Below are 22,068 nucleotides of genomic sequence, written 5' to 3' on the forward strand. Positions count from 1 at the left end.
GTTGTGATCGGTAGCACAATATTAAGTTTAATTGTATGATGAATGCGTTTCCCAAAGGACCATTTCCATGCGCAACTCGCTCACCGTTATCTGGCAGTACCTGCGATCTTTTATCTTAATTTACCTGTGCTTATACGCGGGTATCGCCATCGCTTCGCTGCTGCCGATTACCATTCCGGGCAGCATTATCGGCATGCTGATTTTATTTGTGCTGCTTTCGCTGCAAATCCTGCCGGCGAAGTGGGTTAAGCCGAGCTGCCACCTGCTGATTCGCTATATGGCCCTGCTGTTCGTGCCGATTGGCGTGGGGGTGATGCAGTATTACGAAGTGCTCAAGGCGCAGTTCGGTCCGGTGGTGGTGTCCTGTTTTATCAGCACCCTGGTGGTGCTGATTATCGTGAGCTGGAGCTCTCATCTGGTGCACGGCGAGCGCAAAATCATCGGTGAAAACGAGGCGGATAAAAAATGATGCAATATATGTGGTGGTCTTTACCGCTGTCGCTGCTGGTCTTTTTTGGCGCCCGCAGGCTTGGCGCGCGTTTTAAAACGCCTTTGCTCAATCCGCTGCTGGTCTCAATGGTGGTGATTATCCCGCTGCTGATTTTTACCGGCACGCCCTATGAACATTATTTTAAAGGCAGCGAGGTGCTTAACAATTTGCTGCAGCCCGCCGTGGTCGCCCTCGCCTTCCCGCTTTATGAACAGCTCCACCAGATCCGCGCGCGCTGGAAATCTATCATTAGCATCTGTTTTATCGGCAGCATGGTGGCGATGATAAGCGGCACCGCCATTGCGCTGTATATGGGCGCCACGCCGGAAATTGCCGCGTCCGTCTTGCCGAAATCCGTTACCACGCCGATTGCGATGGCGGTGGGCGGCAGCATCGGCGGGATCCCCGCCATCAGCGCGGTGTGCGTGATTTTTGTCGGCATCCTTGGGGCCGTGTTTGGCCACACTTTACTGAACGTCATGCGCATTACGACCAAGGCTTCACGTGGCCTGGCAATGGGCACCGCCGCTCACGCCCTCGGCACGGCGCGCTGCGCGGAGTTGGATTTCCAGGAAGGGGCTTTCAGCTCGCTGGCGCTGGTCATCTGCGGGATTATAACGTCGCTTATCGCCCCGTTCCTGTTCCCGCTTATCGTGGCGCTTTTTGGCTAAAAACCTGCGACAGATCGCGCAATTCCATTTTTTATTTCATCTGTTGCATTTGCAATTAGATATCGATCACATATAAAGCCTCTGTTGCACCGTACACTAGGGTTCCATTACCTATTATGAGGCTAAGACCCATGCGTTCCCGTTTTCATGCTGCTTTCGCACAGCTCCCGGCTTCACTGCAGGCCGCCCTGCAATCCCTGCTTGCCGATGACCATTTCCCGGCCATGTTCAGCGTCCGGGAAGTGGAAGCGCTGAAAAGCCAGACGGGTCTGGATGACGATGCGCTGGCCTTTGCCCTGCTTCCGCTTGCCGCCTCCTGCGCCCGCGCGGCTTTATCGGATTTTAACGTGGGTGCCGTAGCCCGCGGCGTCAGCGGCAACCTCTATTTTGGCGCCAATATGGAATTTGCCGGCACCACCATGCAGCAAACCGTTCATGCGGAACAAAGCGCCATTACCCATGCGTGGATGCGCGGCGAAAAAGCTTTGGTTTCCATTACGGTTAACTACACGCCGTGCGGCCACTGCCGTCAGTTTATGAACGAGCTGAACAGCGGCGTGAAGCTGCAAATCAATCTTCCTGGCCGCAGTCCCGCCACGCTTGGCGACTACCTGCCGGACGCTTTCGGCCCGCGCGATTTAGATATCGCCACCCTGCTGTTAGACGAGATGGATCACGGCTTCACTCTGCAAGGCGATGAGTTAAACCAGGCCGCGATTTCCGCCGCCAACCGCAGCCATGCGCCGTACAGCAAAGCGCCCGCGGGCGTTGCGCTGGAACTGCGGGACGGGAAAATTATCTGCGGCAGCTACGCCGAGAACGCGGCCTTTAACCCGTCGCTGCCTCCGCTGCAGGCCGCGCTGAACGTATTGAGCCTGTCTGGCTATGATTACAGCGATATTCAACGCGCCGTTCTGGCCGAACGCGCCGATGCCTCGCTGACCCAGTGGGATGCGACCGTGGCCACGCTTAAAGCGCTGGGCTGCCAGAATATCGATCGCGCCCTGCTGGGTTAAGCTTCCCGTAGCGGGTGTACCCACACCCGCTTTGCTGAAATTTAGCTCAACCAGGAGCGCACGCCTTGCTCTTAACCCGTGGGTAAAGTAGCCTTGGATAAAATTTCATCCTATTCATGAGTCCGCAAGTCAATGTTGAAGCGCTTGTTTTACAGCCTGTTAGTCATCATCGGCTTGCCTCTTTTAACCGCGCTGGGCCTTGACCGCTGGATGAGCTGGAAAACGGCCCCCTACGTTTACGACGAGCTGCAGGACCTGCCCTATCGCCAGGTGGGCGTGGTGCTCGGCACCGCCAAGTATTACCGCACCGGCGTCATCAACCAGTATTACCTCTATCGCATTCAGGGCGCGCTGAACGCCTATAACAGCGGCAAAGTTAACTACCTTTTATTAAGCGGCGACAACGCGCAGTCCAGCTATAATGAGCCGATGACGATGCGTAAGGATCTGATTGCCGCAGGCGTCGATCCTGCGGATATCGTGCTGGATTACGCCGGTTTCCGCACGCTGGACTCCATCGTGCGCACCCGCAAAGTGTTCGACACCAACGACTTTATTATCATTACCCAGCGCTTCCACTGCGAAAGGGCGCTGTTTATCGCCCTGCATATGGGCATTCAGGCGCAGTGCTACGCCGTGCCTTCGCCTAAAAATATGATGACGGTAAGGATTCGTGAATTCGGCGCGCGTCTGGGAGCGCTTGCGGACGTGTATATTTTCAAGCGTGAACCAAGATTCCTCGGCCCGCTGGTGCCGATTCCCGCCCTGCACGAAGTTCCGGAAGATGCGCAGTCTTACCCGGCGGTAACGCCTGAGCAGCTGCTGGAAATACAGAAGAAAGGGAAAAAGTAGAAGGCATACCGTTGCAAGAAAAAAGGTGGACAGCGCGTACGCTTATCCACCTTATAAGTCTTTCGCAGATCGGGTCGGCATAGCCGCCCGACATAACGAAGATTACTTCTTACGAGCGTACTTCAGGGAGTCCAGCGCTACCGCGAAGATGATAATCCCGCCCTTGATGATGTACTGCCAGTATGGGTTCACGCCGATATAGGTCAGACCGTAGTTGATAACGGTGAAGATGATAACGCCGGTTACCACGCCAATGACCGTACCTACCCCGCCGCTGAACGACACGCCGCCGACCACGCAGGCTGCAATCGCATCGAGTTCATACATAAAGCCGAGGTTGTTGGTCGCCGAGCCGATACGGCCTGCCTCGAGCATCCCGCCGAAGGCGTAGAAGACGCCGGACAGCGCGTAAATCATAATCAGGTTCAGCGCTACGTTTACGCCGGATACTTTCGCCGCTTCCGGGTTGCCGCCGATGGCGAAAATATTTTTACCGAAACGGGTTTTGTTCCACAGGATCCAGACAAAGCCAATCGCAATCAACGCGTAGAAGGTGATGTACGAAAGCTTGAAATCACCCATTCTGATAAAGCCCTGGGTAAAGGTCGAGAAGCCGCTGTCAAAGCCCGCAATCGGCGATGCGCCCACGAAGTCGTAGTACAGGGAGTTGATGCCGTAAACGATGATCATGGTGCCCAGCGTGGTGATAAACGGCGTCACGTTCAAATAGGCGATGATAATACCGTTCAGCAGGCCGATGACCGCGCCGATCACGCAGACGATCAGGATAACCACCGGAATAGGCATGGTCTGCATGTCAGGGAAGACTTTGTTGACGTTTTCCATGGACTGCAGAAGCGTTGCCGCCACCACCGCCGCAAGGCCCACCTGACGACCAGCGGAAAGGTCGGTACCCTGAGTGACAATCAGCCCGGCCACGCCCAGCGCGATAATAATACGCACTGAAGACTGGGTCAGAATGTTACTTAAGTTCATCAGGCTTAAAAACGTCGGATCCTGGAAAATAATAATCGCCAGCAGCACCAGCAAAACGACATAAATGCCGCCTTCTTTCAGATAAGTTAGAAAACTTTTCTTATTTAACGCACTCATTTTTCAATAGCCCCTAAATTATCAAAGGTGCACAGACGCAAGACGTAATATTTCGTTCTGCGTGGTTGTTTTAGTGTCTACAATTCCCGCAACGAGGCCATTGCTCATTACCAGAATACGGTCTGTAATCCCTAACAACTCCGGCATTTCGGACGAAATAATAATGATCCCTTTCCCTTTTTTGGCAAGCTCAGCAATCAGCTGATAAATTTCAAATTTTGCGCCTACGTCGATGCCGCGCGTAGGTTCATCAAGCATTAAAATTTCCGGCTGCGTTAACAGCCAGCGGCCAATAATTACCTTTTGTTGGTTACCGCCTGACAAAGAGCCGATCGCCGTGCGGTGCCCTGGCGTTTTAACGCGCATGGAGTCGATAACCCACTGGGTATCGCTTTTCATACGGGTGTTATCCAGCAGGCCAACTTTATTTTTATAGTTACGGATGTTTGAAATCAGCGAGTTAAAACCGATATCCAGGTAGGCGTAAATACCCGTTGAGCGTCGCTCTTCGGTAACTAACGCAAAGCCGTGGTTAATAGCTTCGTTCGCGGTGTGGTTATTAATCTTTTTGCCGTGCAGCGTAATGGTTCCGGAAGATTTTTCACGAATGCCGAATAACGTTTCCACGATGTCAGTACGCTTGGCGCCTACCAGACCGGCGATGCCGAGGATTTCCCCTTTGCGCAGGTCAAAGGAGACGTCGCGAATGGACGGCTGGCGCAGGGAGGTCAGGTTGCGCACTTCCATAATCACTTCGCCCGGCACGTTGGATTTGTCCGGGAAGCGCTGGTTCAGGGAGCGGCCCGACCATCATGGAAATGATCTTGTCCATGTCCAGCCCTTCAAGCGGCTGGGTGGCGATCCACTGTCCGTCACGCAAAATAGTAATCTCATCGCACAGCTGGAATATTTCTTCCATTTTGTGGGAGATATAAACGATGCCGCAGCCGCGCTCTTTTAATTTACGAATAATTTTAAAGAGGTGGTTAACTTCTTTTTCCGTCAGGGATGAGGTGGGCTCATCCATAATGACGATTTTGGCATTGTAGGAAAACGCCTTGGCGATTTCGATCATCTGCATTTGTGATACGGAAAGCGTGCCGACGCGGGCGCGCGGATCGATATCAATATCCAGCTCATCAAAAATATCTTTGGTGTCGCGGTACATCTTATCCTGATCGACAAACACGCCTTTGGTCGGATAACGACCCAGCCACATGTTGTCCATCACGGTGCGCTGCAATACCAGGTTAAGCTCCTGATGCACCATGGAAATACCGTTTTCCAGCGCCTCTTTGGTGCTGGAGAAATTCACTTCCTGTCCCTGAAAAAGAATACTGCCGGAATCTTTACTGTAGATCCCAAAAAGGCATTTTAATAACGTGGACTTACCCGCACCGTTCTCTCCCATTAACGCGTGAATGGAATGAGGACGCACTTTTAAATTCACATTATCGAGCGCCTTAACGCCGGGGAATGACTTGTTTATGTTGGTCATTTCCAACAAGTATTCAGGCGAAGATGTCTGATTGCTGACCATAGTTATACCTGGCTGCGATAGTGTCACTGAGCGTTAGATCTGAATCGGGCGCACCTGCGCACGCCCGTTGCAATCTGTCTGACTTATTTACCGACGAACTCCGCCAGGTTGTCTTTATCAACGCCGACGTAAGGAACACGGACGATTTTGTTATCGATCTTCCAGCTGGTGCCTTCCGCGGCAGGCTTGCCGTCGGCCAGGTTTTTCGCCAGATCGAAGGTTGCTTTCGCCTGGTTGTTGGCATCGTTCAGAACGGTACCGGCCATAGCGCCAGATTTAACCATCGCCAGCGCTTCTGGCAGGGCATCCACGCCGAAGACCGGAATAGAAGATTTGTTGTGTGCTTTCAGCGCTTCTACCGCGCCCATTGCCATCGCATCGTTGTTGGCGATAACCACTTCGATTTTGTTAGCGTTCGGGCCGGACAGCCAGGCGTCCATTTTATCTTTCGCCTGAGCGGTGTCCCACATGGCGGTATCCAACTGCAGCTGCTGGGTTTTCAGACCCTTAGTATTCAGCTCTTTGATAACGTAGGTGGTACGCGCTTCGGCGTCCGGGTGGCCCGGTTCGCCTTTAAGCAGCACGAACTGAACCTGGCCGTCTTTGTTCAGATCCCATGCCGGGTTGGCCGCCCAGTGTTTAGCAATCAGGTCGCCCTGGATGATGCCGGACTCTTTGGAGTCGGTGCCCACGTAGTAAGCTTTATCGTAGCTATCCAGCGCCTTACGAGAAGGTTCTTTGTTATAGAAGACGATTGGAATGTCCTGGCCACGAGCTTTTTCGATAACCGTGCCTGCCGCCGCCGGGTCAACCAGGTTGATAGCCAGGGCTTTCACGCCTTTCGCCAACAGCACGTCAATCTGATCGTTTTGTTTGGACTGGTCGTTCTGGGAGTCGTTCATCAGCAGCTCAACGTCCGGGCTGGCCTTGGCGTCTTTTTCAATAGCTTTGCGTACGACGGACATGAAGTTGTCGTCGTATTTGTAGATGGTCACGCCGATACGGGTATCAGCAGCGTGAGCAGCCGCGCCAAACAGCATGCAGGACATAACGGCGGACAGGGTCAAAACCTTCTTATTCATGGTATCTCCGGTTTTTTTGCAGGGTAGTACTGGTTAAATTCATGGCAGGGCAGCAATGTTATGAAAACGTTACTGAATGCCGAAAATTATCCTGAAATAATTACTCTTCCGTGTTCTGTAACGATCCTGAACTGCATTTTATGAGGTGTTTTTCGCCGAATACCTATGGTGGAACCGAGTAGTTACCGTTACATAGTGTTTCAGCTGATAAAACGCTGACATCATAGACAGCGGCATGTTAATTAACTGTGAATTTACTCACAGATTGAAACCGGTTACATCAAAGTCTTTAATCAGAGAGTGATCGGCGCCACAATTTGCTTTGGCGCAACCGAATGGCGGCGCACTAAAGTCGGCATAAAACAGTGCGTTGCATCCCTGTCCAGCGTCCCTGCCGCGCCCTGTAACGCCAGCTCGGTGGCCAGACGGGCCATTGAAACAATGGGGTAACGCACGGTGGTGAGCTGCGGGTCGGTGTAACGGGCGATAGGAATATCGTCAAAGCCGATAACGGAAACGTGATGGGGAACGATAATGCCGTTATCTTTCAGCGCGGTAAGCGCGCCTGCCGCCATGCTGTCATTGTAGGAAAACACCGCGCTTAGCTGCAGGTTACGTCCCAGCAGCTCAACCATGGCCGCCTCCCCGCCCTGCATATCCGGCGAGCCCACGCCAACCCAGTTTTCCGGCTGCGCGATGCCCTGCTCCGTCAGGGCGCGCAGCCAGCCTTCGCGGCGCTGCTCGTTATCTTCGATATTGTGGCTGGAAGCAAGGTAGCCGATGCGCTGATGCCCCTGATTAAGCAGCATGCGCGTTGCCATCACCGCGCCGCTTACGTTGTCGAGGCCCACGCAGCGATGGGCGTAGCCGGGCACGATGCGGTTTATCAGCACCATGCCGGGAATGTGGTCGAGAAACTCGCCCAGCTCCGCGTCGCTCAGGGCCTTCGCGTGGACGATAAGCGCGTTGCAGCGCTGGCGAATCAGCACCTCGATGGCGTGACGTTCTTTTTCTTCCTGATGGTAGCTGTTGCCTATCAGCACGTATTTATTGTGCTGCTGCGCCACCACGTCCACCGCTTTTACCAGCGCGCCAAAGAAAGGGTCGGACACGTCCATGACCACCACGCCGATGGTGTCGCTGACCTGGGTGGCGAGCGCCTGCGCATTTGCGTTAGGGCGATATCCTGTCTGGGAGACAGCCTGCATCACGCTTTCACGGGTTTCGGCGCTGACCAGCGCGCTGTTGTTTAGCACGCGGGACACCGTCGCCACCGAAACGCCGGCGATACGGGCAACGTCACGAATGGTGATCATAGTTGATACCAGGCCGTTGAAAGAGTCGGTCTCATAGCTGCACCCTGTTTTTGACAAGGTAGCTATTCTGGCAGCGAGTCGGGGGAGGTTTACGTGAAGAGGATCACACTCATGAAAACGGTTACATACAATTCGTTAACCTTTGTGATGTATATCATTATCTTGCCGGACGGCTCAGGGATACCCCCGCCGCGCGCGCGGTTAAGCGTCGCCATAACCATTCAACCGGCCCCTGGCGGAAGTAGCGCAGCCAGAGCACCGAGAAAAGAATATTCACCGCCCACACCGCCGGAACGAAGGCCAGCAGCTGCAGGCGGTCAAATTCCATAAACAGCTTAAAACGGAAGAACAGCGTGGTACAGATTAGGGTTTGCAGCAGATAATTCGACAGCGCCATGCGCCCAACGCAGGCGATGGCGCCCGCCAGGCGACGTTTTGCCAGCCACGGCCAGTAGCCAAACGCCAGCGCGGCATAGCCGATGGTCTGAAACGGCGCGCTCAGCTCACGGGGAGCCTGCAGTAAAAATGCGCACCACCGGTAGTTCCAGCTGACGTGCCACTGGGCATAAATGCCCGCAAGGTTAATCAGCATCCCCGCCGCAATCAGCCAGGCGCCGATGCGGCGATAGTGATGCAGGCTATATTGCCCCTTCAGCCAGCCGCTACGCATCAGCGCGGCGCCCAGCAGCATCATGCCGGCCAGCTGCCAGCCATACTGCGCGCCCAGCGCCAGCAGGTTTGAAGAGAGCAGGTCAACGCGGTTGCTGATGGCCTCCACGCCGCCGTTAACTTTCCAGTATTTTTCATACTGCAGATTCGCCGCGTCCGGCACCCAGGACCGGTTAGGCGCATCGCCGGAGATAAACCCCAGCAGCAGCAAAACGCCCACGCCCGTGAGGTACAGCAGCGCGCCGGTATTAAACAGCGGGCGGTTGCCCGGCGCGTCGCGAATCAAACGCCAGCAAACCAGCCCCACCAGGCCGTAAGCCAGCAGAATATCGCCATCCCACAGCAGCAAAGCGTGCATAAAACCGAGCAGCACGAGCAGCGTAAGGCGCGACTGTATCCAGCGTTTGCCGCGATGTAACAACATCTGCAGGCCCGCGCCGAACAGCAAGGCGAATAAGGTGAGGAATTTGACCTGGGCGAACAGGTCGAGCGTCGCCCATGTCCAGGCGTCGCTAAGGGTAACAGAGCCGGACCAGGCGGGATTAATATACGCCGCCTTCGGTAAACCGAAGGCCACGATATTCAGCAGCAGGATGCCGAGAATAGCGACGCCGCGAATAAAATCCAGCGTGACGTTTCTCTCCATATATCCCCTGCTTAAGAGTTAGCTATGACGAACGGCGCGCAGGAACTCCTGGCGTGTATTCTGGCTGGATTTGAACAAGCCGCCAAGCGAGGTGGTGGTGGTGGCGCTGGTGGCGTCCTGCACCCCGCGAGCTTTGACACAATAATGGACCGCATCAATAGAAACCGCCACATTGTTGGTGCCAAGCAGCGTTTGCAGGGCAATCAGGATCTGCTGGGTCAAACGCTCCTGAACCTGCGGACGCTGGGCGAAGAACTGCACGATGCGGTTAATTTTAGACAGGCCGATCACCGTATCTTTCGGGATATAGGCAACCGTTGCTTTACCGTCGATGGTCACGAAATGGTGCTCGCAGGTGCTGGTAAGCGTAATGTCGCGCACCGTCACCATCTCATCGACCTTCATTTTATTTTCAATGACGGTGATTTTCGGGAAGTTGGCGTAGTCCAGGCCGGAGAAAATCTCATCGACATACATTTTGGCGATGCGATGCGGCGTTTCCATCAGGCTGTCGTCGCTCAGGTCAAGGTTCAGCAGTTGCATGATTTCCGTCATATGTCCGGCAATCTCGCGTTTGCGGGTTTCGTTATCCAGGGCGCGCAACGGCGGACGCAAAGGCGTTTCCAGGCCGCGCGCAACCAAAGCCTCGTGCACCAAAGCGGCTTCTTTACTGAGTGTAGACATGCTGTTTTCTCCTGCAGGTGTGGCTGACCTCTGCCCTACGTGGGACAAAGTGTGCGCTCATTGTGCGTGAGCGCGTCCACATAATCCAGTAGCGCAAAGGATAATTATTGAAATCGTCAATTCCTTTTCCAGACCAGGGCGCCGCCTACGATCAGGGCGACGCCGGCGACATACAGCGCGGGTTCCAGACGATGCGTTAAGGCGGTGGATAACGCTGACAGCGCCGGGCCGACCAGCTGACCCACGGCGTAGCCCGTGGTCAATAACCCTGCCAGATAGCGCATGTGCGCGGGCGCCATTTCGCGACCGTACTGCAAGGCGAGCTGCACCGCGCATAAAAAGCCGCCGCCGACCAGCAGCGCGCCCAGCACCAGGCCGGCCATGCCGGGGACCAGATCCGAAGCGAAGACCCCAAGCGCCTGCAGCCAGAGCACCAGCGCCAGGCGCTGATTGCTGTGCAGAAGCCGGCGCGTGGCGATGCCGAGCAAAATCCCTGAAACCGCCGCGCCGCCGAATACCGGCCAGACGAACTGGGCGAATACGCTGTCCGGAAAGCGGGCGTGGGCCATTTGCGATAAGAAGGTGGCGGGCAGGATATAGCCGAAGCCCGCGAGGCTATAGCTCCATGCCAGCCGCTTAAGCGGCACGGTCAGAATCAGCGGTTCCGGCGCCGCGTCGGGGCGATGCAGCTCGCCCCTGCGAGGCAGATTGCGCGCAATCAGCAGCACGAAAACGAGCGCCAGCATCCCATAAACCAGCCAGGCCTCGCTTGCCGTAAGCCCAAGGCTGTGAATGCCTACCGCCAGCAGCCCGCTGATAAATATCCCCGCTCCGGGGCCTGCAAATACCGCGGCGCTCAGGCCGGGTTTGCCAAGCTGCGCCAGCCGCTCATTGCTCCAGGCCGCGATCAGCACCATCGCCCAGCCGCTCGCCCAGCCAAGCAGAAAGCGGATCACGGCATGCCAGGGCGCGGCGTCAGTCATGGCCGAAAGCAGCGTCAGGATAACCGCGCCCCAGACTCCGGCCAGCAAACGCAGCTCCACGTGACGGCGGGCGCGCATCGCGTCCCAGGCGCCGACCAGATAGCCCAGATAGTTAGTGGCGGCCACCAGTCCGGCGCTGGTTAAGGTGAGCTGGCCTTCGCTTATCATCAGCGGCACCTGCGGCGTAAACGCAAAGCGGCCAATGCCCATCGCCACCACCAGCACCAGAAAACCCGTTAACGCGATACGTGCCGCCACATCAACCTCGGTTGTTACAATATCGTTGTCAGCATGATGCAGCATGACTAGACTGGGGTGAAGTGAAAGTTGTTCATTGATCCTGAAGATAATTAAGGAAACGTCCTGATGGAACTCCTCGAAGAACACCGATGTTTTGAAGGCTGGCAGCAGCGCTGGCGGCATGACTCCCGGGCGCTTAACTGCCCGATGACGTTCAGTATTTTTCTGCCTCCGCCGCGCACCACTCCCCCGCCCGTTCTCTACTGGCTATCCGGACTGACCTGTAACGATGAGAATTTCACCACCAAAGCCTGCGCCCAGCGTGTAGCGGCACAGCTGGGCATCGTGCTGGTGATGCCGGATACCAGCCCGCGCGGCGAGAAGGTGCCGAATAACGAAAGCTATGATTTAGGCCAGGGCGCCGGGTTTTATCTCAACGCCACCCGGCAGCCGTGGGCCGAACATTACCGCATGTATGACTACATTCGCGACGAGCTGCCGGCTTTAATCGCCGACAAATTCAGCGTCAGCGAAAAGGCGTCGATCTTCGGCCATTCGATGGGCGGACACGGCGCACTAAGCATCGCGCTGAAAAACCCCGGCCGCTTCTGCTCCGTTTCCGCCTTTGCGCCCATTGTGAACCCAACGCGCGTGCCCTGGGGGAAAAAAGCCTTTAGCGCCTATCTGGGCGAGGATGAAAGCCAGTGGCGGGAATGGGACAGCTGCTGCCTGTTGGCGGCGAGCGATCCGGCAGACGCCCTGCCGACGCTTATCGACCAGGGCGACGCGGATCAGTTCCTCGCCGATCAGCTCCAGCCCTCGCAGTTTGCCGAAATCGCGCGGCAAAAAAACTGGCCGCTAACCCTGCGCGTGCAGCCGGGCTACGACCACAGCTACTACTTTATTGCCACCTTCGTAGAAGATCACCTGCGCTTCCACGCGCAGCATCTGCTGAAATAGCGTCAGGCGGGGCTTTCCCCGCCTTTTACTTCCCCTTCCCGCTCTCTGCCGAATTCCTCCACAATGAAACAAAATGATAATTAATATCATTCGTGTTTACAAAAGAGGATTTTTTTGTACAATCCCCCACGGTTCTTCATCGGCTCAGAGGCCTTAGAAGTCAAAGATATACGCACAATTATTACCGGGTTATGACTGATGGAGCCTTTTCTTAACACATGGAGTGGAAAATATGCCAATGCCTCGCATCAAACTTATCGCCGCAGTTATCTGCGCAGCTTCAGCACCTTCCCTTGCCCAGGCAGAAACCCAGGATACGCTGGTCGTAACCGCCACGGGCTTTGAACAGAAAATACAAAACGCGCCGGCGTCGATCTCGGTTATCAGCAAAGAGCAAATTGAAGATAAGGCCTATCGCGATATCACCGACGCGCTAAAAGACGTGCCCGGCGTCGTGGTGACCGGCGGCGGCAGCAGCAGCGATATCAGTATTCGCGGCATGTCATCCCAGTACACGCTGTTTTTAATCGACGGCAAGCGCATCAGCACGCGAGGCACGCGCCCGAACAGCGATAACGCGGGCATTGAGCAGGGCTGGATGCCGCCTCTCGAATCAATCGAACGCATTGAGGTTATCCGTGGCCCTATGTCCTCCCTGTACGGCTCCGATGCGATGGGCGGCGTGATTAACGTCATTACCAAAAAAACATCCAATACCCGCGGCTGGGCGGGATCGCTTCACGGCGACGCGACCTTCCAGGAAAATCATGATTCCGGCGATATCTTCCAGACGGATTTCTACGCCTCCGGGCCTCTGATTGACGGCCTGCTGGGCGCGAAGGTCACCGGCCTGCTCTCACGCCGGGCGGAAGACAAAATCGTTAACGGCTACAACGAGCAGAAAATGCGTAACGGCTCGGTCGCCTTCAACCTGACGCCGGATGATAAAAACGATTTCGATCTTGAGCTTTCACGGGAGCTTCAGGATCGCAACAGCACGCCTGGCGAATCCATGGCGGCTGAAAAATGCGGCAAAACCTGCACCCCGAACACCAAAAGCGAAAGCCGCTATGAGCACACGACCTACGCCCTGACCCACCACGGCTACTACGACGACATTAACACCACCACCTATGTCCAGCAGGAGAAAAGCAACAATCCCGGGCGTGACATGGCGTCTTACAACACCATCCTCAATAACCAAAACCAGCTTTTCCTGGGCGACCACACGCTGACGCTCGGCGGGCAGTACCGTTATGAAAAACTCAGGGACGACGGCAACCAGCTTGAAGCCGCGCAGGGCCTTAACAAACTGACGCGCTGGAGCTGGGCGCTGTTTAGCGAAGACGAATGGGCAATGACCGACAGCTTCACGCTGACGGGCGGCCTGCGCATGGATAAAGACGAAAACTACGGCACCCACTGGACGCCGCGCGGCTACGGCGTCTGGCATCTCGCTGAACAGTGGACGCTTAAAGGCGGCGTGTCGGCGGGCTACCGCTCGCCGGATTTACGCCAGTCTTCGGCCAGCTGGGGCCAGGTGACCGGCGGAGGACGCCTGGACGGCATCATCGTCGGCAACCCCGACCTGAAGCCTGAAAAAAGCCTGAGCGAAGAAATCGCCCTGCTGTGGGACAACAGCGATAACCTCAACGCCGGCATCACCCTGTTTAATACTGATTTTAAGGATAAAATCACGGAAGTGCGCCGCTGTGAAAGCAGTGCCGATCCCGCGTGCCGCATCGGCAACCACAGCTATGACTTCGTCAGCGACCGGGTAAACGTGGATAAGGCCAACATGCGCGGCGTGGAGTCCACCTTTGGCTGGAAGATAACGCCGACGCTGAACTTAACCAGCAACTACACCTATACCGAGTCAGAACAAAAAAGCGGGCAGTTCTCCGGCAAGCCGCTGAACAAAATGCCTAAGCATATGTTCAACTCCACCCTTGACTGGCAGGCTACGCCGGACGTGGGCTTCTGGAGCCGCCTGAACCTGCGCGGGAAAACCTCCGAGTACCTGAGCAGAACCTCGATGGCGCAAAGCACACCTTCCTACACGCTGGTCGATGTCGGTCTGCGCTATAACGCGAATAAAGACATGACGGTTTCCGCGGGGGTGTATAACGTCTTTGATAAAACTATCGATTACGAAAACTACGAGACCATTCTCGACGGCCGTCGCTATACCGTAGGCTTAACCTATAACTTCTGATCGTAGCGTTCGCTGCTAAAAAGCCCGCATTCTTTGGCTGCGGGCTTTTCTTTTGCCGGCCTATTCCCCTGGCGTTTCAACCAGTCCGTCGATCAATACCTGCGCCACTCCCCGGGAGCAGCGCTCGATTCTGCCCTTCACGCCGTATACCTGCGCCAGGCTTTGCGCAGTAATCACCTCTTCCGGCTCGCCGCTGGCGACAAGCTTGCCCGCACGCAGCATCAGCACGTGTTCGCCGTGGCGTAGGGCGATATTAATATCGTGCACCACCACAACGGTGACGATATTGCGCCGGCGGGTTTCCTGCGCCACCAGGTCCATCACGTGGAACTGGTAATTAAGATCCAGCGCGCTAAGCGGCTCATCAAGCAGCAATAAAGAAGGGCGCCGGATCAGCGACTGGGCAAGCCCCACCAGCTGCTTTTGCCCGCCGGACAGCTGGTCGAGGTAGCTTAACGCCAGATGCGCTATCCCCAGCTGCTCCAGCAGCGCCATCACCTGCGCCTCGCCCTGCGGATTGTGCCGCCCGCCCGAGGCGCGCTGCGCCACGATAATGGACTCAAAAACGTGCAGGTGAACGCCCTGCGGCAGCGACTGCGGCAGATAAACCACCTGCCCGGCGCGTTTTGCAAACGGCAGCGCCATCAGGTCTTCGCCATCCAGCAGCAGCCGCCCCTGCGCGTGGCCGAGTCCGGCAAGAGCGCGCAGCAGCGTGGATTTCCCGCAGCCGTTTGGCCCCAGCAGCACGGTGATTTTTCCGCGCGGCAGCGTGGGCACGTTCAGGTTTTCAATAATTTTGTGTTTCGGATAGCCGGCGTTAAAGTCCGCAATCTGCAAGCCCTGCATCAGACGTTCCCCCGGTGGCGCAGAATAATGCTCAGGAAGAACGGCACGCCCACCAGCGAGGTCACGATGCCTACCGGAACGATGACCCCCGGCACGATATTCTTCGAGGCAACGGAAGCCGCAGACAGCACCAGCGCGCCGACCAGCACGCTGCCCGGCAGATAAAAACGGTGATCTTCACCAAACATCATGCGGGAGATATGCGGCGCCACCAGGCCGATAAAGCCAATCGGCCCGACGAAGGCGACCGACAGCGCGGAAATAATGCTGATGCGCAGCAGGGTCGCCAGCCGCAGGCGCCTTACGTCGATGCCGAAGCTTACCGCCCTGTCCTCGCCCAGGCGCAGCGCGGTGAGCTTCCAGCAGCTCATCATCGAGACGGGCAGCACGATGGCAAAGGCCAGCGCCAGCACCCCGAGCCGCTCCCAGGAGGCGCGCGCAAGGCTGCCCATCGTCCAGAACACCAGCCCCTGCAGCGTATCTTCGCTGGCGATAAACTGCATCAGCGACACCAGCGCGTTAAAGGTAAACACCAGCGCAATGCCGAACAGCACCACGCCGGACGAAGCGACCCGCGTCCACCTTGTCACCGCATCCAGCATCAGGGCGGTAAAGAGCGCGAAAACAAAGGCGTTTGCCGGGATAAACCACTGGTCGGGAACGCCCGGAATACCGATGCCCAGAACAATCGCCAGCGCCGCGCCGAACGCCGCCGCGGAGGAAACGCCAAGGGTAAAGGGGCTGGCGAGCGGGTTATTGAGGATGGTCTGCATCTCCGCGCCGGCGAGGCCGAGCGCCATGCCCACCAGCAGCGCCATCAGCGCGTACGGCAAGCGGATGTCCCAGACTATCACGCGGGTGCCCGCGTCAGCCTGCGCCGGGTCGATAAGCGTCTGCCATAAAGCCTTCAGCGGCAGGCCCGCGGGCCCGAGGGTAAAATCCAGCAGCAGCGAAGCGAGGATGGCCCAGCACCAGCGCCAGCATCAGCCAGTAACGGCGGCGCAGCACGAGCCGGTAACGGCCTGAAATCGTGGAGTGGGTACTCATGGCTTCTTCATCTCAAAAGGAAGCGCTAACCATAAATCAGATGGCGGTAAATATCACTTCGCTTGTTAAGGTTACGAAAAAGAAACGGCGGAACGCGGCAAAGAAAAGGGCGCGATTATCGCGCCCTCGGGTGTTTATTTCTTAACGCTCGCCGGGAAGGTCATTTCGCTGTACTTCACAAAACGGCTGCCCCTGGTCAATTTGTAGCCGAACCAGATAATCAGGAACAGCGGGATACCAATATAGGTGGCGGTAACGCCGCCCCAGTCGATGCTATCAGCCAGGAATGCTTCGTAGTTCTGCCCCAGGGTGATGATTAAGCACAGTACGAAGGCGAAGATCGGCCCAAGCGGGAAGAAGCCCGACACGTACGGCAGGTCCTTAATATCGAAGCCCTGCTTCACATAGCCGCGACGGAAGCGGTAATGGCTGATGGCGATGCCCAGCCAGGCGATAAAGCCGGTCATGCCTGAGGTGTTAAGCAGCCACAGGTAAACGGTCTGGTTGCCAAACATAGAGGTCAGGAAGCACAGCGCGGCGATAACGGTGGTCGCATACAGCGCGTTACGCGGCACGCCGCCTTTGGAAAGCTTCGCGAAGATACGCGGAGCTTTACCATCGCAGGCCAGGGTGTAGAGCATACGGGTTGAGGCGTACATGCCGGAGTTACCCGCTGAGAGCACCGCCGTCAGAATAACCGCGTTCATCACCGCCGCCGCGGACAGCAGCCCCGCGTGCTGGAAGACCAGCGTGAACGGGCTGACGCCGATATCTTTCACGTCGTTACGCAGCAGGCTCGGATCGGTATAAGGAATGATCAGGCTGATAATCAAAATGGCGAACACGTAGAACAGCAGGATACGCCAGAAAACCTGACGCACGGCGCGCGGGATGTTTTTGCCCGGATCTTCAGATTCGCCCGCCGCAACGCCGATAAGCTCGGTGCCCTGGAAGGAGAAGCCGACGATCATCGCCACGCCAATCATTGCCGAGAAGCCGCCGGCGAACGGCGCTTCGCCAATCGTCCAGTTGCTCCAGCCCGCAGGCTGCCCCCCTTTAAAGATGCCGACGATCATCATCACGCCGACGACGATAAAGATAATGACGGTGGTGACCTTAATCAGCGAGAACCAGTATTCCGCTTCGCCAAAGCCTTTCACGGAGATGTAGTTGAGCAGGAACATGATGCCGAGGAACAGCGCGCTCCAGATCCAGCCCGGGGTATCCGGGAACCAGTAGTTCATCACCAGCTGCGAGGCAACGAGGTCCACGGCGATGGTGACCGCCCAGTTGTACCAGTAGTTCCAGCCCAGCGCGAAGCCAAAACCTTCTTCGACATATTGCTGGCCGTAGGTGGCGAAAGAGCCGGAAACGGGCATGTAGGCGGCGAGTTCGCCGAGGCTTGTCATCAGGAAGTAGACCATCAGACCAATCAGCATGTAGGACAACAGCGCGCCGCCGGGGCCCGCCTGAGAAATGGTCGCACCCGATGCGACAAAAAGCCCCGTACCGATGGAACCGCCGATGGCGATCATCGTCAGGTGGCGCGCTTTCAGCTCACGACGTAAGCCAGGCGCTTGTGTGGTTTTATCTTGAGAAACCATAGAAAATTGCGGTCCTTCCAAAAAATGAGGCAAGATTGTAACAAAACCGCCTCGTTCTTATAGCAGAAATGCCGGGTTATAAGAGAGCTTCATGATCGGCGTTGAATTATAAGTAAAGGACTTATCGGAAGGCGCAGGCGGGATAAAAAAACCGCCTGTCCGGCTAAACCGGCAGGCGGTGAGGGGTTAACCGAGTCCGCGAACGGACGAGATAAACTGCTGTAGCTCCTGGGTGCGCGGGCTGGCGAAGAACGATTTGCTCTCGCCCTGCTCCCACACTTTCCCCTGGTGCATAAAGACCACGCGATCGCCAACTTCCCGGGCGAAGTTCATTTCGTGCGTCACCAGAATCAGCGTCATGCCTTCCGCCGCCAGCTGTTCCAGCACTTTCAGCACCTCGCCCACCAGTTCCGGATCCAGCGCCGAGGTGATTTCATCGCACAGCAGAACCTTCGGCTTCATCGCCAGCGCCCGGGCGATGGCCACGCGCTGCTGCTGGCCGCCCGAAAGGCTGGCCGGATAGTAATCGACGCGCTCGCCAAGCCCGACTTTATTGAGCATCTCCGCCGCCAGCTCGCGGCATTCGGCGGCGCTTTTCTTTAATACCCGGCGCGGCGCCAGCATCACGTTTTCCAGCGCCGTCATATGCGGGAACAGATTAAAGCTTTGAAATACCATCCCTACCGATCGGCTAATCTCCCGCGCCTGGGATTCCCGGTCGGTAATGGTCATCCCGCCAAGTTTGATGCTGCCGTCCTGATAGCCTTCCAGCCCGTTCATGCAGCGCAAAAGCGTGCTTTTGCCGGAGCCGCTGCGGCCGATGATGGACACCACCTCGCCCATTTCAATATCGAGACTCACGCCTTTCAGGACGTGGTTTTCGCCGTAGAATTTCTGAACATCGTTAATGGTGATGAGCGGCATGAAACTTTTTCTCCAGGTAGCGGCTGTAGCGCGACAGCGGATAACACAGCAGGAAATAGCCCAACGCCACCAGGCCGAAAACCTTAAACGGCTCGAAGGTGGCGTTGTTTAGCATGGTGCCGGCTTTGGTCAGCTCGACGAAGCCGATAATGGAAGCCAGCGCGGTGCCTTTAATCACCTGCACTGAAAATCCCACCGTCGGCGCGATGGCGATGCGCAGCGCCTGGGGAGCTATCACCCGCAACAGCGTCTGGCCGAAACTCAGCCCGAGGCAGCGGCACGCTTCCCACTGCCCTTTCGGCAACGCGCGCAGGCTGCCGTACCAGATATCCAGCAAAAAGGCGCTGGTAAACAGGGTCAGGGCCAGCGTCGCCGCGGTCCAGGGGCTGACGTCTATGCCGAACAGCGCGATGCCGAAGAAAGCGAGGAAAAGCTGCATCAGCAAAGGCGTGCCCTGAAACAGCGCCACATAGCCGCTAATCAGGCGCTTCGGCCCTCTCCAGCGGCTGATGCGCAGCAGCAGGAGCGGCAGCGTAACCAGCGTGCCGCAGAAGAAGGCGATCAGCGACAGCAGCACGGTCCAGCGCGCCGCCAGCAGCAGGTTGCGCACGATATCCCAGTCGGTAAAACTCATCATCAGGCGTCACTCCCTAACCATTTTCGCCCGGCGGCAAGCAGCGCCTGGCGCATCAGCAGCGACAGGGCGAGATACAGCAGCGTGGTCACCAGATAGACCTCAAAGCTCAGGAAGGTGCGCGACTGGATCAGGTTGGCCATAAACGTCAGCTCCTCATAGGAAACCTGGGAAACCACCGACGAGCCGAGCATCACGATGATGCACTGGCTGACCAGCGCCGGATAAATACGCTTCAGCGCGGGCGGGAGCACCACGCGCATAAAGGTCTGGCTGCGGGTAAGCCCCAGCACCCGCGCCGCTTCCCACTGCCCTTTTGGCGTCACCTGGATACCGGCGCGCACAATCTCGGTGCTGTACGCGCCAAGGTTCACCAGCATGGCAAGCAGCGCCGCCTGGCCGGCGGTCATCTTCAGCCCCAGCCCCGGCAGGCCGAAGACGATAAAGAACAGCTGCACCACGAACGGCGTATTGCGGATAAGCTCAACGTAGCCGCCCCATACCAGGCTCAGCGGACCCGGCTTGCCGCTGCGGATCGCAGCGCCGGTAACCCCGATAGCGATGCCGCCCACGGTCGCCAGCGCGGTTAAGGTCAGCGTGGTCCACAGCCCGGAGAGCAGCTGCGGCCAGTATGGCAGCAGCGCGGCAAAATCAAGTTGCGCGATCATCGTTGTCGCACCTCAAAGCGCAATGCTGGCAGGCAGCGGCGCGTGCATCCATTTCTGCGACATCGTGTTGAGGGAGTTGTCTTTGAGCGCGGCGTCGATAAGCTCGTCCACTTTCGCCTTCAGCGCCGGCTCGCCTTTCTTCAGCCCGATAAAGCACGGCGAATCCTGCAGCATAAACTTGCTGACCGGCGCTTTTGCCGGATTCTGCCGGGCGATAGCCGCCACCACGAGGTTGCCGGTGGCAAGGTACTGCACCTGGCCGGACAGGTAAGCGGAAATAGTGGTGTTGTTGTCTTCGTAGCGTTTGACCTGCGCGTCCTTCGGAGCAAGGTCGCTTAGCACCATATCCTCCACCGCGCCGCGCGTTACGCCCACGGATTTGCCGCCCAGGTCTTTAGCATCGCTCAGGGCGCTCTCCTTCGGGCCGAAGACCCCGAGGAAGAACGGAGCGTAGGCGCGGCTGAAGTCGATTACTTTTTCGCGCTCGGCGTTTTTACCAAGGCTTGAGATAACCAAATCCACCTTATTGGTTTGCAGATACGGCACGCGGTTGGCGCTGGTCACCGGCACCAGCTCCAGCCTGACCTTCATGCCCCTGGCAAGCAGGGCCGCCATATCGATATCGTAACCCTGGGGCTGCAGGTCGGTACCCACCGAGCCAAAGGGCGGAAAATCCTGCGGCACCGCCACGCGCAGCACGCCGCGCTTTTCTATATCCTGCAGCCGATCCGCCATCGCCGCCCCGGCCTGGGCCAGCAGCACCGTTGCGCCAACTAAAGTGAACAACCATTTTTTCATCGTCATGTGCAGCCTCGTCGCCTGATTGAAACAAAAGATTCTTTAGATTCAAATTTGCAACTAATGTGCCAACGAGGCGCGCGGAGATATTTTCTTGCCCAGCGGGAAATTGTGCTCTGCCGTGACGCGACGCTGCCTCGCGGCGGCCCCCCAATAAGGTGCCGCCGCCATTTTTTAGTGCATCAGGCTTCGCAGTAGCGCAGGAAACGCTGCAGGGCGTTAGAGATATGCTTTTGTCGGTGATGAATGCGGTACAGGGTGCGCACCAGGCGCGGCAGCGGCACGGCGACTTCGACCAGCGAGCCGGTTTCCAGCTGCTCTTCGATTACCCTGCGCGAAAGGCAGCTAATCCCAAGCCCGTGGCGAACGGCGTGCTTTATCGCTTCCGAATTGCCAAGCTCCATGCCCAGATGGAACTGCGGCAGATGGGAGAGCAGAAGATAGTCGACGATTTCACGCGTGCCCGAGCCTTTCTCACGCAGGATCCACTGCTGGGCGGCCAGCGACTCCAGGGTGACGGGTTTTGACAGCAGCGGCGCCGAAGGCGCGGCAAACACCACCAGCTCGTCCTCCAGCCACGGCTCGGTTACCAGCTCGGTCATATGGCTCGGGCCTTCGATAAGACCGATATCCACGCGAAAATCCGCCACGGCGTTAATCACGTCCTGGCTGTTGCCCACGCTCATTTCCAGCGGCAAGGACGGAAAATCACGGCGGTAGCGGGCGATCATCGCCGGCAGAATGTAGTTGCCGATGGTGCTGCTGGCGTAAACGCGGATTGCGCCGTTGTCTTCGCGGAACAGCTGTTCTATTTCACCCGCCTGCTCCAGCAGCCCGACCACGCGCGGATAGAGCAAACGTCCGTGCTCGTTGATGACCAGTCGCTTACCGACGCGATCGAAAAGCTGAACGCCAAGCTGCCCTTCAAGGTCGGCAAGCGCCGCGCTCACCGCCGACTGGGAGAGCGCAAGCATCTGCGAGGCCTGGGTGGTGGAGCCGCTTTTTAAGACTTCGGCGAACACTTCAAGCTGCCGTAGGGTGATATGCATAAAAACCTGTCTTATTACTTA

19 protein-coding genes and 2 pseudogenes are annotated in these 22,068 nt (G+C 57.1%); 6 read left to right on the forward strand and 15 right to left on the reverse strand.

Going from position 1 to position 22,068, the window contains the following annotated elements:
• Window positions 1-67: 67 nt before the first annotated feature.
• The 4 genes from WLO32_RS13825 to sanA all read left to right on the forward strand — a co-directional run bounded on the left by WLO32_RS13825 (window position 68) and on the right by sanA (window position 3,029).
• Complete coding sequence (locus tag WLO32_RS13825; RefSeq protein ID WP_435945635.1) at window positions 68-469, forward strand: CidA/LrgA family protein; 402 nt, start codon at window positions 68-70, stop codon at window positions 467-469.
• Window positions 466-1,161: a CidB/LrgB family autolysis modulator gene (locus WLO32_RS13830; protein ID WP_435945636.1), complete on the forward strand. Its 696-nt coding sequence runs from the start codon at window positions 466-468 to the stop codon at window positions 1,159-1,161. The genes WLO32_RS13825 and WLO32_RS13830 overlap by 4 nt, the downstream gene beginning before the upstream one ends.
• A gap of 131 nt (window positions 1,162-1,292) precedes the next feature.
• On the forward strand, window positions 1,293-2,177 hold the full coding sequence (cdd, locus tag WLO32_RS13835; protein WP_435945637.1) for a cytidine deaminase: 885 nt from the start codon (window positions 1,293-1,295) through the stop codon (window positions 2,175-2,177).
• A gap of 132 nt (window positions 2,178-2,309) precedes the next feature.
• Window positions 2,310-3,029 (forward strand): outer membrane permeability protein SanA, encoded by a 720-nt coding sequence (gene sanA / locus WLO32_RS13840; RefSeq protein WP_435945638.1) that lies wholly within the window; start codon window positions 2,310-2,312, stop codon window positions 3,027-3,029.
• 102 nt (window positions 3,030-3,131) lie between these two features.
• On the opposite strand, the gene mglC is transcribed toward sanA, so the two are convergent.
• From mglC to WLO32_RS13875, 7 genes and pseudogenes are all read right to left on the reverse strand, one after another.
• Window positions 3,132-4,142: a galactose/methyl galactoside ABC transporter permease MglC gene (mglC, locus tag WLO32_RS13845; protein WP_435945639.1), complete on the reverse strand. Its 1,011-nt coding sequence runs from the start codon at window positions 4,140-4,142 to the stop codon at window positions 3,132-3,134.
• Window positions 4,143-4,163: 21 nt separating this feature from the next.
• Window positions 4,164-5,682, reverse strand: a pseudogene (mglA, locus tag WLO32_RS13850) (galactose/methyl galactoside ABC transporter ATP-binding protein MglA).
• A gap of 83 nt (window positions 5,683-5,765) precedes the next feature.
• Window positions 5,766-6,764 (reverse strand): galactose/glucose ABC transporter substrate-binding protein MglB, encoded by a 999-nt coding sequence (gene mglB, locus WLO32_RS13855; RefSeq protein WP_435945640.1) that lies wholly within the window; start codon window positions 6,762-6,764, stop codon window positions 5,766-5,768.
• A gap of 293 nt (window positions 6,765-7,057) precedes the next feature.
• Complete coding sequence (gene galS, locus WLO32_RS13860) at window positions 7,058-8,080, reverse strand: HTH-type transcriptional regulator GalS (protein WP_435945641.1); 1,023 nt, start codon at window positions 8,078-8,080, stop codon at window positions 7,058-7,060.
• A 157-nt stretch (window positions 8,081-8,237) separates the two neighbouring features.
• Window positions 8,238-9,395 carry a DUF418 domain-containing protein YeiB gene (gene yeiB, locus WLO32_RS13865; RefSeq protein WP_435945642.1) on the reverse strand — a complete coding sequence of 386 codons (1,158 nt, stop codon included), beginning with the start codon at window positions 9,393-9,395 and terminating at the stop codon, window positions 8,238-8,240.
• Between the two features lie 18 nt (window positions 9,396-9,413).
• Window positions 9,414-10,079: a GTP cyclohydrolase I FolE gene (gene folE / locus WLO32_RS13870; RefSeq protein ID WP_435945643.1), complete on the reverse strand. Its 666-nt coding sequence runs from the start codon at window positions 10,077-10,079 to the stop codon at window positions 9,414-9,416.
• Window positions 10,080-10,195: 116 nt separating this feature from the next.
• Window positions 10,196-11,320: a YbfB/YjiJ family MFS transporter gene (locus WLO32_RS13875; protein ID WP_435945644.1), complete on the reverse strand. Its 1,125-nt coding sequence runs from the start codon at window positions 11,318-11,320 to the stop codon at window positions 10,196-10,198.
• 108 nt (window positions 11,321-11,428) lie between these two features.
• Here WLO32_RS13875 and fghA point away from each other — a divergent pair, with 108 nt between their 5' ends.
• Window positions 11,429-12,262, forward strand: a complete 834-nt coding sequence (gene fghA / locus WLO32_RS13880) for an S-formylglutathione hydrolase (protein WP_435945645.1) — start codon at window positions 11,429-11,431, stop codon at window positions 12,260-12,262.
• Window positions 12,263-12,494: 232 nt separating this feature from the next.
• The gene (locus WLO32_RS13885; protein WP_435945646.1) at window positions 12,495-14,477 is read left to right on the forward strand and encodes a ligand-gated channel protein; all 1,983 of its coding nucleotides are present in this window, start codon (window positions 12,495-12,497) and stop codon (window positions 14,475-14,477) included.
• A 60-nt stretch (window positions 14,478-14,537) separates the two neighbouring features.
• Here the strand turns inward: WLO32_RS13885 and WLO32_RS13890 are convergent, their stop codons facing one another.
• The 8 genes and pseudogenes from WLO32_RS13890 to yieE all read right to left on the reverse strand — a co-directional run bounded on the left by WLO32_RS13890 (window position 14,538) and on the right by yieE (window position 22,047).
• Window positions 14,538-15,323, reverse strand: a complete 786-nt coding sequence (locus tag WLO32_RS13890; protein ID WP_435945647.1) for an ABC transporter ATP-binding protein — start codon at window positions 15,321-15,323, stop codon at window positions 14,538-14,540.
• Window positions 15,323-16,370, reverse strand: a pseudogene (locus WLO32_RS13895) (FecCD family ABC transporter permease). Before WLO32_RS13895 ends, WLO32_RS13890 begins: the two are co-directional and overlap by 1 nt.
• A gap of 134 nt (window positions 16,371-16,504) precedes the next feature.
• Window positions 16,505-17,974, reverse strand: coding sequence for an amino acid permease (locus WLO32_RS13900; RefSeq protein WP_435945648.1), 1,470 nt, complete (start codon window positions 17,972-17,974; stop codon window positions 16,505-16,507).
• Between the two features lie 186 nt (window positions 17,975-18,160).
• Window positions 18,161-18,898, reverse strand: coding sequence for an amino acid ABC transporter ATP-binding protein (locus WLO32_RS13905; protein WP_435945649.1), 738 nt, complete (start codon window positions 18,896-18,898; stop codon window positions 18,161-18,163).
• A complete protein-coding gene (locus WLO32_RS13910) occupies window positions 18,879-19,535 on the reverse strand; it encodes an amino acid ABC transporter permease (protein ID WP_435945650.1) in 657 nt (218 codons plus the stop codon). The genes WLO32_RS13905 and WLO32_RS13910 overlap by 20 nt, the downstream gene beginning before the upstream one ends.
• A complete protein-coding gene (locus WLO32_RS13915; protein WP_435945651.1) occupies window positions 19,535-20,200 on the reverse strand; it encodes an amino acid ABC transporter permease in 666 nt (221 codons plus the stop codon). Before WLO32_RS13915 ends, WLO32_RS13910 begins: the two co-directional genes overlap by 1 nt.
• Window positions 20,201-20,212: 12 nt before the next feature.
• The gene (locus tag WLO32_RS13920) at window positions 20,213-20,998 is read right to left on the reverse strand and encodes a transporter substrate-binding domain-containing protein (protein ID WP_435948306.1); all 786 of its coding nucleotides are present in this window, start codon (window positions 20,996-20,998) and stop codon (window positions 20,213-20,215) included.
• A gap of 182 nt (window positions 20,999-21,180) precedes the next feature.
• Entirely contained in the window at window positions 21,181-22,047 is an 867-nt protein-coding gene (gene yieE, locus WLO32_RS13925; protein WP_271123247.1) for a DNA-binding transcriptional regulator YeiE, read from the reverse strand.
• Window positions 22,048-22,068: the final 21 nt, after the last annotated feature.

Source organism: Dryocola mayonis, assembly GCF_051307045.1.
In the GTDB taxonomy this organism is placed as follows: Bacteria; Pseudomonadota; Gammaproteobacteria; order Enterobacterales; family Enterobacteriaceae; genus Dryocola.